Below are 10,768 nucleotides of genomic sequence, written 5' to 3'. Positions count from 1 at the left end.
GGCGCTGGCCGCCCGCTACCGCGCGCTGCGGGAGAGCGGCGACCGCGAAGGCGCGCTCGCCGACGTCCGCGTCGCGGCGCTGGCGACCGCGGGACAGCGCCCGGGGCTCGAGGTCCGCACCGCGCTGGCGACCGCCTTGTGCGACGACGACGAGCCGGCCGCCGCCGAAGCGCTGCTGCGCGCGGCACGCCCGGACGAACTGGCCGCCGCGCCGGCGGAGCACCACCTCTGGCTGCTCGGCCTGGCCAGGGCCCGGGTGCTGCGGTCCGATGTGGACGGTGCACTGGAGCTGCTGCTCGAATCCGGCCGTCGGCAGGACGAAGCCGGCATCGCCAACCCGGTGTTCGCGCCGTGGTGGTACGCGGCCACGCTGCTGCTCGCCAAGCAGGGTCGGCGCCGGGAAGCCGCCGCCTACGCCGAACGCGGGCAGGAGCTCGCCGAGAGCTGGCAGACTCCGTCCGCGCGCGGCCTGGTGCTGGTCGGCGGCGGCGTCGCCGCGTCGGGGACGCGGGCGGTCGAGCTGCTGGCGGAGGCGGGCCGGGTACTGGCGACCTCGCCCTGCCGGATCGAGTACGCGCGGGCGGAATACCTGCTGGGCAAGGCTTTGACGTGCGTCGGCGACCGCAAGGCCGCGCGCCAGCACCTGCGCCAGGCCGCGATGCTGTCCGCCTGCTCGGGGTGGCGCTCGATCGGCGCGCTCGCCCGGGAGCTGCTCGAGGAGTCGGGCGGCCGGCTGCGGAAGCCGGGGGCCGACGTGCTGACCCAGCGCGAACGCGAAGTGGCCGAACTGGTCGCCGGCGGGGCGAGCAACCGCGACGTCGCGGGCGCCCTGTTCGTCTCGCCGAGGACCGTCGAGCTGCACCTGACCAACGTCTACCGGAAGCTGGCCGTGGACAGCCGGGCCGAACTGGCCGTGGCGCTGCGGGGAAGCACGGGGTCGGCCGGGGCACCGAAGAGGACGCATGGGCTCGCCGGGTAGCGAAGACGGCTCGGTGCTCGCCGAGCGGACACCGCCGGACGCGGCCGGTCTGCCGCACCAGCGTGGCGCCTCCGGGCCGTGGCTGGCCGAGCGGGACGAGGAGTCCGCGCTGCTGACCGGCCTGGTCCACGACCTGGCCGACGGACGCCCGGCGGTCGTCACGGTCACCGGCGCGCCCGGCTCCGGCCGCAGCGCCTTGCTGGCCTCCGTCGCGGCGACCGCCCGGCGGGCGCGGCTGCGCGTCGCCCACGTGCCGTGCTGCCCGTCCGACGGCACCCGGCCCTTCACCGTGCTGCACCAGGTCTTCACCGCCCTCGGTGGCGCGCTGCCCCCGGCCGCGATCGGCGAAACCGCCGACGGCGTGCCCGCCGGCCGCGTTCTCGGCAGCCTGTGCCGGGATCTGTCCGCCGACGTCGACGGCCGGCCGCTCGTGCTCGCCGTCGACGACCTGCACTGGGCCGACGCCGCGTCCCGGGCGTGGCTGCGCACGCTTTCCGGGCCTCCGCGGGAGATCCCGGTGCTGCTGGTGGTCAGCCAGACCGGCGGGCTGGACACCTGGCGTCCCGCGGCCGCCGCGCACGGCATCCGGCTGCGCGCGCTCGGCGACGCCGCGGTGGCCGGCCTGGTGCGCGAGCGGCTGGGCGCGGGAGCCGACGAGCGGCTGGTCGAGCACGCCGTGCGCGGCAGCGGCGGGAATCCGGCGGTGCTGACCGAGGCGCTGAACCGGCTGCGCATGGAGCCCGGGTTGGCGCGGGAGGGAACGGCGCTGTTCACCAGGGTCGCCGGGGAACGCCTGCGGTGCTTGGTCGACGGCCTGCCCACCGACCTCACCTCGGTCCTGCGTGCCGTTTCGGTGTGCCAGGACGGTTTCGGCCCGGCGCTGCTGGCCGAGCTCGCCGGGTGCCCGCCGCAGCGGCTGGCCGGGGACCTCGCGCGGCTGCGGGCGATCGGCCTGGTCACCGCGAACGGCGAGCTGACCGGACCGGACGCCGGCCAGCGCGTGCTCGGCCGGATGACCGAGGGCGAGCGCGACGCCTTCTTCACGCGCGCGGCGAAGCTGGGCCACGAACACGGCGTCGCGAACGCGGCCGTCGCGGCGATCCTGCGGCGCACCCGTGTGATCGGCGAGCCCTGGGTGGTGGAGGTGCTGCGCGCGGCCGCCCGGCTGGGCCAGGCCGGCGGCCGCGACGGGCCGGCGACGGCGTCGCTCAAACGCGCCCTGCAGGAACCCCTGGAGCCGGCGCGGCGCGCGGCCGTGCTCATCGATCTCGGCGCCGCGGAACTGCTGCTCGACCAGGAGGCGGGTGACCGCCACCTGGCCCGGGTGGTGTCCGAACTGGACGGTCCGGGGCTCGGCGGGCACCGGCTGCGGGCCGCCGACCTGCTCAACGCACGGGGTGGCCTGAACGCGCGCATCCTCACCGCCGCGTTCCGCCGCCCGGACGTCTCGACGGCGGAGGGCGACACCCTGCTCGGCCTCTACTGGCTGGCCGACGGCGACCCGCAGGACCGGTCGGCGGTCGGCGGCTACGGCATGCCGCCGCTGCCCGAGCGGCCCTCGGATCCGGTGCAGGCGGCCGTGGTCGCGGTGCTCCTCGCCCGGCGCGGCCTGCTGCCCGCGCGGGTGCGCGAGCTCGCGCGCGCCGCGCTGGCGCAGCCGATGGCGGAGGTGAGCTCGCTGACCGCGCGCGCCGCGGCGGTCCGCGCGCTGGTCCTCACCGGGGACCTCGCCGAGGCGGAGACCCACGGCGAGGACGTGCTCGCGCAGGCTCGCCGCCAGTGCTCCCGGGCGCTGGTCGCGCGCGCCCTCGTCGAGCGGGCCGAACGGCACCTCGCGGCGGGGACCCTCGACGACGCGGCGGCCGACCTGGCCGAGGCGCACGAGCTGGTGCCGCCCCGGCACTGGCACTCGATGCTGCGCGCCCGGGTGGTCGCGACCGAGGCGAGGGTGCACCTCGAAGCCGGCCGGGCCGACCTCGCCCGGCGGGTGCTCGAGCGCGACCCGGTCGAGCCGGGACCCGGGCTCGGCAGCGCGTTCCTGTTGTACGCCACGGGCGCGGTGCTGCTCGGCGAAGGCCGGCCCGGCCCGGCGCTCGCCCCGCTGCGCGAGTGCGGCCGCCGGCTTTCCGCGCGGGGCTGGGAAAACCCGGAACTCCTGCCGTGGCGGTCGGCCGCGGCGAAGTGCCTGGTGGCCGGCGGTGAGCGGGAAGCCGCCCGGGCGCTGCTCGCCGAGGAGCTCGCCGCCGCGACCGCGTGGGGCACCCCGGCCGCCGTCGGCGGCGCGCACCAGGCCGCCCCGCTCACCCTCGGCCCCGGTGACCCGGACAGCGCCGGGCACCTGACGCGGGCCGTCGGGTTGCTGCGCGGCAGCGGCAGCCACCTGCGCCACGCGACGGCCCTGGTGGAGCTGGCGGCGACCGGCGGCGGCGATGCGGCCGCCGACCACCTCGCGGAGGCGGGCATCCTGGCGGCGCGCTACCGCTGGCGGGGCGTCCTCGGCCGGCTGCACGAGCTGACCGGGGGTGAGGTTTCCCGGCTGCACGGGCTTTCCGAGGCTCAGCGCCGGGTGGCGGAGCTGGCCGCGGCGGGCACGTCCAACGCCGGGATCGCGGTGCAGCTCGCGGTGACCCGGCGGACGGTCGAGCTGCACCTGACCAACGTCTACCGCAAGCTGGGCATCGGGGGCAGGCGGCAGCTCGCCGAGGCGTTCGTCTCCGCCGGCGAGGAGGGGTAGCCGTGACGCTGCCGGAACGCGAGACCGACCTGCGCCGGCTGCGCGGCGCGATCGTCGCGGCCGGGGCGGGGGAGGGCTCGGTCACGGTGGTCACCGGGCAGCTCGGCGTGGGGAAGACGGCGCTGCTCAAGGAAGTCCTGCGGTCGGTGGAGGCGGATCCGGGCGGTCCGCGGGTGCTCACCGCGGCGGCGAGCCGGACCGAACAGGACTTCGACTTCGGGATCGCCTGCCAGGTGCTCGAGCCACTGGTCGCCGAGGCGGCCGCGCGCGACGCGGACCGCTGGTTCGCGGGGACCGCGTCGGCGGCGCGGTGGCTGTTCCCCGGCGCCCCGGGCTGGCCGGGGTGGGAACCGGGCGAGCACCACGACGTGCTGACCGCGCACGGCCTGGTCGGCCTGCTCGCCGCGATCAGCGCCGACCGGCCGCTCGCCGTGCTGGTCGACGACCTGCACGTCGCCGACCGGCAGTCGCTGACCTGGCTGCGGCAGTGCGCGCGGCAGATCCACGACCTGCCCTGCGCGCTCGTCGTCGCGGTCCGCGAAGGCGACCCGGGCGCCGACCGGCCCGCGATCCGCGAGCTGTGGGAGCTGGCGAAGACCCGGATCCGGCCGGCGAACCTGTCCGAGGCCGGCGTCGGGGCGGTGCTGCGCGCGGCGTCCGACGGCCGGGCCGAGGACCCGCGCGTCGTGGCCGCCTGCCACGCGGCGAGCGCCGGAAACCCCTTGTACCTCAACGAAGTCATGCGTGGCGGCCACTCGCACCGCGTCGGGCCGTCGGTGCTGAAGGAGCGGCTGGCCGCTCAGCTCGCCGTGCTGCCCCCGCAGGTGCGCGACTGCGCCCGGGCGATCGCGGTGCTCGGCGAGCACGCCCAGCCGTGGCTGGTCGAACACCTCACCGGCGCCGACTCGGTGGCCGTCGCGGAGGCCGTGCGGGCCCTGGGCCGGCTGGGGGTCCTCGCCCCGGCGGGCCCGCCGCGGTTCGCCGCGCCCGTGCTGCGGACCGCGATCGAGGCGTCGATGACCACGCAGGAGGACCTGCGGCTGCGGGTGCGCGCGGCGACCGTGTTCCACGAAGCCGGGTTCGCCGCGGAGACGGTCGCCACCCAGCTGCTCGAGGTGCCCGCGCCGTCGCCGTCGCCGTGGATGCCGGAGGAACTGCGCACGGCGGCCGACGCGGCGAGCCGGCGCGGGGAGCCCGAGACGGCGGCGCGGTACCTGCGCCGCGCGCTGCTCGACCTGCCGCCCGACGGCCCGGAGCGCGGCTGGCGGCTGGTGGACCTTGCGCTCACCGAAGCCGCCTTCGACGTCGTCGCCGCCATCCGGCACCTCACGCAGGCGATCGGGCTGCTGCCCACCCCGCGCGAACGGGCCGAGGCGGTCACCCTGCTGCCGCTCTCGGCGTTCCTCCGCCCGGATGCCGCCGTCCTCGCCGGCCGGGTCCGCCCGGAGGACGCCGGCGGCCAGGCCGGGCTGCGGCTGGAGGCGCGGATCCGGCTCACCCGCTGCGAAGACCCCGCGCTGCTCGCCGGCGCGGTGGACCGCCTGCGCGAGCTGGGCCCGGAGCCGCCGATCGCCACCCTCGCCGAACGGGAGCTGCTCGCGGTCCTGCTGCACGCGGCCACGCTGAACGCCGGGATGCCCGCGGCGACCGTGGCGGAGCTGACCGACCGGTTGCTGCGGTGCGCTCCCGCGTCGTCCGCGGAGTTCGCGGGCACCGCGCCGCTGCTGATCATCTCCGCGCTCACCGCGGGTGCGCTCGGCCAGACGTCGTCGTGGCTGGAGAGCGCGGCGGCCGAACCGGTCCGCGGCCGGCCGGTGCGACCGGCGTCGCTGATCGCCGCGCGCGGGGCGGTGCTGGCCCAGACCGGGCAGCTCACCCGCGCCCGGTCCACGGCGTGGGAGGCGTACGAGCTGATCGGCGGGAACCTGGGCGAGGCGCCCGAATCGCTGGTGATGGCGCTCGTGGCGGTCGCGGTGGTCGCCCGCGACGAGCGGCTGGCCGCGACCCTGGTCGAGCACTACGACGAGGCCGCGCTGAGGCAGACCGGCCTGCACATCCGGGCCGCGCTGCTGATGCTGCGCGGAGCCGTGACGGCGGTCGAGGACCCGCGGGGCGCGCTGGCGCGGTTCCTCGACTGCGGCGCGGCGCTGCACCGGGCGGGCTGGCGGAACCCGGCGCTGTTCCCGTGGCGGACGTGGAGCGCCTGGCTCCAGCGGCGGCTCGGCGACCCCGTCTCGGCGGGCGAGCTGATCGACGACGAGATCCGGTGGGCGCGGTGCTGGGGCGCGCCGGCGCCGATCGGCCGCGCGCTGCGGATCAAGGCGTCGCTGTCGGCGGGTACCGAGGCCGATCGCATGGTGGCGGAGTCGATCGAGACCTCCCGGTCGTCGGGGGACCGGCTGGAGCTGGTCCGCGCCCTGCTGGCGGAGGGCGCCCGGCTGCGCGACGGCGGGAAAGCGGGCGCGGAGGACCGGTTCCGTGAGGCCTACCGGCTCGCCGAGGGCTGCGGCGCGCCGTGGCTCACCGGCCGGACGGCCGAGGAGACGACCGGACCGGGGACGGCCGCCGGGCCGTCGGCCGCGCTCAGCGAAGCGGAGGGCCGGGTGGTCGGATTCGCCCTCGACGGGCTGACCAACGGCGAGATCGCGGCGGAGATCAACGTGACCCGGCGGGCGGTCGAGAAGCACTTGACGAACTGCTACCGGAAACTGGGCATCTCGGGCCGGGCGGAACTCGCCGAGGTCTTCGGGGCGTGGGGTTTCGGGGCGCGCAGCAGCGCTTAGCCGAGCGATGCAGTGAATGACTCATTCCTGTCGTCCGAGGACAGGAATGAGTCATCCACGTCGTCGGATTCCGCGCTCGTCAGCCCGCGAGACCCGCTTCGTGGGCCAGCAGGCCCGCCTGGGTGCGGTTGGCGCAGCCGAGCTTGGTCAGCATCCGTGAGACGTAGCTCTTCACCGTCGCCTCGGACAGGTGCAGCTTGGCCGCGATGGCCGCGTTCGACATGCCCTCGCCGAGGCAGACCAGCATGTCGAGCTCCCGGTCGGTGAGGTCGGACGTGCGCTCCCGCGCCTCCTGAGAGCGCTCGTGCTCGCCCGCCGACGCAGTGACCATCCGGCGCGCGGCTTCCTTCGACAGCACGGTGTGCCCGTCGGCGGCGACCCGCACGAGCCCGATCAGGTCCTCCGGCGGCGTCGACTTGAGCAGGAAGCCCGACGCCCCGGCCCGCAGCGCCTTGAGGACGTAGCTGTCGGTGTCGAACGTCGTGAGCGCCACGACCGACGGCGGGTTCGGGAGCTTGACGATGCGCTCGATCGCGGTCAGCCCGTCCACCCCGGGCATCCGCAGGTCCATCAGCATGACGTCGGGCCGGAAACGCCCCGCGGCCTCGACCGCCTCGGCGCCGTCCTGCGCCTGCCCGACGATGTCGATGTCCCCGGCGGAGGTCAGCACCGTACGCAGGTGCGCGAGCACCATCGGCTCGTCGTCGACGATCACCAGGCGGATCACCTTGTCGTCATTCCCTTGGGTGCGCACACCCCGCAGTATCGCATTGACCGGGCCCCCGCCGCCCGGATGGCGCGGAACCCCTACGGCCGGCCGCACTGAGGGGTTCCGCGCCGGGGATCAGCCCTTGGCGACCAGGTCCAGCAGGCGGCCGGTGAGGTCGAGGTGCTCGTCCACGCTGCTCGTCAGGTAGGTGAGGTCGACGAAGGTGTGATCCGGTTCGAGGATCGTGACGATCTTCGTCACCGACTCGGCGATGACCTCCGCTTCGGTGCCCGGGGCGGCGTTCACGCGCAGCGCCGCGCCGATGGCCTTCGGGTCCCGCCCGGCGGCTTCGGCGTCGGCCCGGATCTTGGCCAGGGTGGAGGTGAGCACGTCCGCGGGGAACTGCTCGGGGATCGACCAGACGGGCAGCCAGCCGTCGGCCCGCTCGGCGACCCGGCGCAGCGACTTCTCGCCGAACCCGGCCAGGTGCACCGGCGGCTTGCGCACCGGCTTGAGGTGGACGTGGGACTCGGCGATGGCGTAGCCGACACCGTCGTGCGCCACGGTGTCCTTGGTCCACCAGGTCTCGAGCAGGTCGAGCAGGTCGTCGAGCCGCTTGCCGCGCTCGCTCATCGGGATGCCGACGGCCGCGTACTCGTCGGGCGACCAGCCGATGCCCAGGCCGGGCAGCAGCCGTCCGTTGCTGGCGACGTCGATGCTGGTGAGCAGCCGCGCGAAGTTCACGGGCTGGTACTGGGAGGCGTTGATGGTGCTGGAGCCGAGGATCGCGGTCTCGGTCACGGCGGCGGCGACGGCCAGCGCGGTGAACGGGTCCTGCGCGGTGTGGAACTCCTCGGGCATGGTGTCGTAACCGGGATAGGGCACGACCGGGGCGACCGGCGAAAGCAGCCGGTCGCCGACCCAGAGACTCGCCGCCCCGGCTCGTTCGGCTTCGCGCGCGTACCGGGCGATCCCGCCCGGCGTGGCCGCTGCCTTGCCGAACACCGGAAGGCTGAACCCCAACTGCATGAATTCTCCCCTGAAGAGCGAATGGATCTTCCTGCTGCCAGTAGTACTCCCGTTTAGTTGCTCGTTCAAGTACGTCGGCCGGAATGGTCCGGACCTACCAGTCGATCTGCGCGAAGAGGAAGGGCTTGTCCTCCGGCGCCTCCTTGCGCGCCCGCAAGGCTTTTTCGGCGGGCGCCCCGACCGGCACGCGCAACGGAGGCGACGGCTGTCGATCGTCGTGACCACCGTGGCGGCCACTTCTTCGGGCGTCACGACTTCGCCGCGAAGGGCGGAAAGCTGATCGTAGAGCGCGGTGTACGGGTCGTAGTCTTCGAAGAAGACCTTGGCGCGTTCGCCGCCGCGTACCGGCTGACGGAGAAGGGCGTCGCGCTCTGGCCGATCATCCGGGCGCTGATGGGCTGGGGCGACGCGTTCTACTCCCCGGCGGGCGAGAAGCGCACGACCCGCCACGACGAGGACGGCGGCCGCCTCGACCCGGACGGCCGCTGCGAGACGTGCGGCGCGCTGGTCCCGGTCCCGCAGATCCGCATCGAGCCGGGCCCGGGCTTCGAACCCCGGCCGGGCGGCCCGGACCCGGTGTCGGCGACGATCGACACGCCCCGGCGGCTGCTGGAACCGGTCGTGGCGCGCACGGTGTGACCCGCGTCATGCGCTGTCACAGCTTCCCGGTACCCGGTGTCTTGAGGCCGACCAAGGGAGACCTCATGAACATCGCACTCTGGATCGCCGCCGGGCTGCTCGCCGTCGTCGCACTGACCGGGGGTGTCAGCAAGACCTTCGTCCCCCGGGCGAAGCTCGCCGCCACCCCCGGCGGGGAGTGGACCGGCGAACGCGGCGACGGCTTCGTCAAGACGCTCGGTGTCCTCGAGCTGCTGGCCGCCGTGGGGCTGATCCTGCCGCTCGCCCTGGACATCGCCCCCGTGCTGGTCCCGGTGACCGCCGCCTGCTGGGTCCTGCTCATGATCGGTGCCATGGTCACCCACCTCCGCCACGGCGAGGCGAAGTTCGTCGCGCTGAACCTGACGTACCTCGCCATCGCGGTCTTCGTCGCCTGGGGGCGCGCGTGACCGCCACCGAGGCCTTCGTCGCCCATCGCAACCTGCTCTTCACCGTCGCCTACGAGATGCTCGGCTCGGCGGCCGACGCCGAGGACGTCCTCCAGGAGACCTGGCTGCGGTGGGCCGACATCGACCTCGCGCAGGTCCGCGACCAGCGTGCCTACCTGGTCCGCATCACGACGCGGCTGTCGCTCAACCGGCTGCGCACGGTGAAGCGCCGCCGGGAGGCCTACGTCGGCCCCTGGCTGCCCGAGCCGCTGCTCACCGCGCCCGACGTCGCCGAGAACGTCGAGCTCGCCGAGAGCGTGTCGATGGCGCTGATGCTCGTCCTCGAGACGCTGTCGCCGACCGAGCGCGCCGTCTTCGTGCTGCGCGAGGTCTTCGACTTCGGCTATGACGAGATCGCCGGCGCCGTCGGCAAGACTGCGGCAACCTGCCGCCAGATCGCGCACCGCGCCCGCCGCCACGTCGACGCCCGCCGCCCGCGCGAGACGGTCTCCGCCCGCGAGACCCGGGCCGCGCTGGAGTCGTTCCAGCGCGCGCTCGAAACCCGGGACCTGCAGGGCCTGCTCGACGTCCTCGCCCCGGACGTCGTCCTGATGAGCGACGGCGGCGGCGTCAAGCAGGCCGCCCTGCGCCCGGTCGTCGGCGCCGACAAGATCGTCCGCTTCGTCCTCGGCGGCATCGGCCGGACCGAAGCGAAGCTGACCAGCGCCCCCACGGTCGTCAACGGCAACCCGGGGCTCCTCCTGCACCTGGGCGGCGAGCTCGACGGCGTCATGGCGGTCCGCGTCGAGGGCGGCCGGATCACCGGCCTCTACTACGTGCGCAACCCGGAGAAGCTCACCCGCGTCGAGTCGGAGACCCCGCTGACCCTGCGGTGAGTAGCGCCGCGAGCGCGGCACGTGAGGGACAGGTATGGAAGCAGGTACTTGTACGGGTGCGGCGCCGCGGGCCCCGGCGCAAGCTTGTCCGGCCCCCGATGACCGCAGGAGGTCGGAAAAACCATGGTGCACGGCCGGTCGCGTCCCCTCCTCCGGGTCGTTTCCCCCGCGAACGTCCCGGAGCCGCGACCGGCCCCCTCGGGGCCGCGTGACCGCTACGCCGACCTCGACGACCGGCGGCTGGCCGCCATCCTGGCCGCCGAGGACACCGCGGAAGAGCACGGCCTCAACCCGCACACCCGCAGCACCTGCTACGTCCACCGGTGCTGGGCCCACCAGTGCGTGGGCGACCCGCTGCACGTCCTCGTCGTCACCGGCCACCGGTGGTGCCGCCGCTGCGAGTGCCCCATCGACGTCGCCGTCGACGAGACCGCACCCGGCGCGGTGCACCTGTACTGCCCGCGCTGCGGCCAGGCCGGCTCGGCGGCCAACCGCGAGGTCCGGCAGGCCTGCCGGACGAGCCTCTCGGCGATGCACGGCGGCGACACGCCCACGCTGTACGGCCTCCCCGACGCCTGAGCCGCCGCGGTTG

General features: G+C 75.2%; 9 protein-coding genes. 7 read left to right on the top strand and 2 right to left on the bottom strand.

Annotated elements, in window-relative coordinates; all coding sequences use genetic code 11:
- The 3 genes from AB0N03_RS49345 to AB0N03_RS49335 all read left to right on the top strand — a co-directional run.
- Positions 1–979: helix-turn-helix transcriptional regulator (locus tag AB0N03_RS49345; protein WP_364387943.1), on the top strand; the 979-nt coding region annotated here is incomplete at its 5' end.
- Positions 963–3,713, top strand: a complete 2,751-nt coding sequence (locus AB0N03_RS49340; protein ID WP_364387941.1) for an AAA family ATPase — start codon at positions 963–965, stop codon at positions 3,711–3,713. The genes AB0N03_RS49345 and AB0N03_RS49340, both read left to right, overlap by 17 nt.
- A 2-nt stretch (positions 3,714–3,715) precedes the next feature.
- Entirely contained in the window at positions 3,716–6,496 is a 2,781-nt protein-coding gene (locus tag AB0N03_RS49335) for an AAA family ATPase (RefSeq protein ID WP_364387939.1), read from the top strand.
- Between the two features lie 79 nt (positions 6,497–6,575).
- Here AB0N03_RS49335 and AB0N03_RS49330 read toward each other — a convergent pair whose 3' ends face one another.
- On the bottom strand, positions 6,576–7,223 hold the full coding sequence (locus AB0N03_RS49330; RefSeq protein ID WP_155547366.1) for a response regulator transcription factor: 648 nt from the start codon (positions 7,221–7,223) through the stop codon (positions 6,576–6,578).
- Between the two features lie 117 nt (positions 7,224–7,340).
- Positions 7,341–8,234 (bottom strand): TIGR03619 family F420-dependent LLM class oxidoreductase, encoded by an 894-nt coding sequence (locus tag AB0N03_RS49325; protein ID WP_364387937.1) that lies wholly within the window; start codon positions 8,232–8,234, stop codon positions 7,341–7,343.
- Positions 8,235–8,627: 393 nt separating this feature from the next.
- Here AB0N03_RS49325 and AB0N03_RS49320 point away from each other — a divergent pair, with 393 nt between their 5' ends.
- The 4 genes from AB0N03_RS49320 to AB0N03_RS49305 all read left to right on the top strand — a co-directional run bounded on the left by AB0N03_RS49320 (position 8,628) and on the right by AB0N03_RS49305 (position 10,755).
- Positions 8,628–8,873, top strand: coding sequence for a hypothetical protein (locus AB0N03_RS49320; RefSeq protein ID WP_364387935.1), 246 nt, complete (start codon positions 8,628–8,630; stop codon positions 8,871–8,873).
- A 65-nt stretch (positions 8,874–8,938) separates the two neighbouring features.
- Positions 8,939–9,301 (top strand): DoxX family protein, encoded by a 363-nt coding sequence (locus AB0N03_RS49315; RefSeq protein WP_364387934.1) that lies wholly within the window; start codon positions 8,939–8,941, stop codon positions 9,299–9,301.
- A complete protein-coding gene (locus AB0N03_RS49310) occupies positions 9,298–10,176 on the top strand; it encodes an RNA polymerase sigma-70 factor (protein ID WP_364387932.1) in 879 nt (292 codons plus the stop codon). The genes AB0N03_RS49315 and AB0N03_RS49310 overlap by 4 nt, the downstream gene beginning before the upstream one ends.
- A 123-nt stretch (positions 10,177–10,299) precedes the next feature.
- Positions 10,300–10,755 carry a hypothetical protein gene (locus tag AB0N03_RS49305; RefSeq protein ID WP_364387930.1) on the top strand — a complete coding sequence of 152 codons (456 nt, stop codon included), beginning with the start codon at positions 10,300–10,302 and terminating at the stop codon, positions 10,753–10,755.
- Positions 10,756–10,768: the final 13 nt, after the last annotated feature.

The organism is Amycolatopsis sp. NPDC051061 (assembly GCF_040682935.1).
Taxonomy (GTDB): Bacteria; Actinomycetota; Actinomycetes; order Mycobacteriales; family Pseudonocardiaceae; genus Amycolatopsis.
Note: the sequence above shows the minus strand (reverse complement) of the source record. Positions and strands in the feature narration are given on the sequence as shown.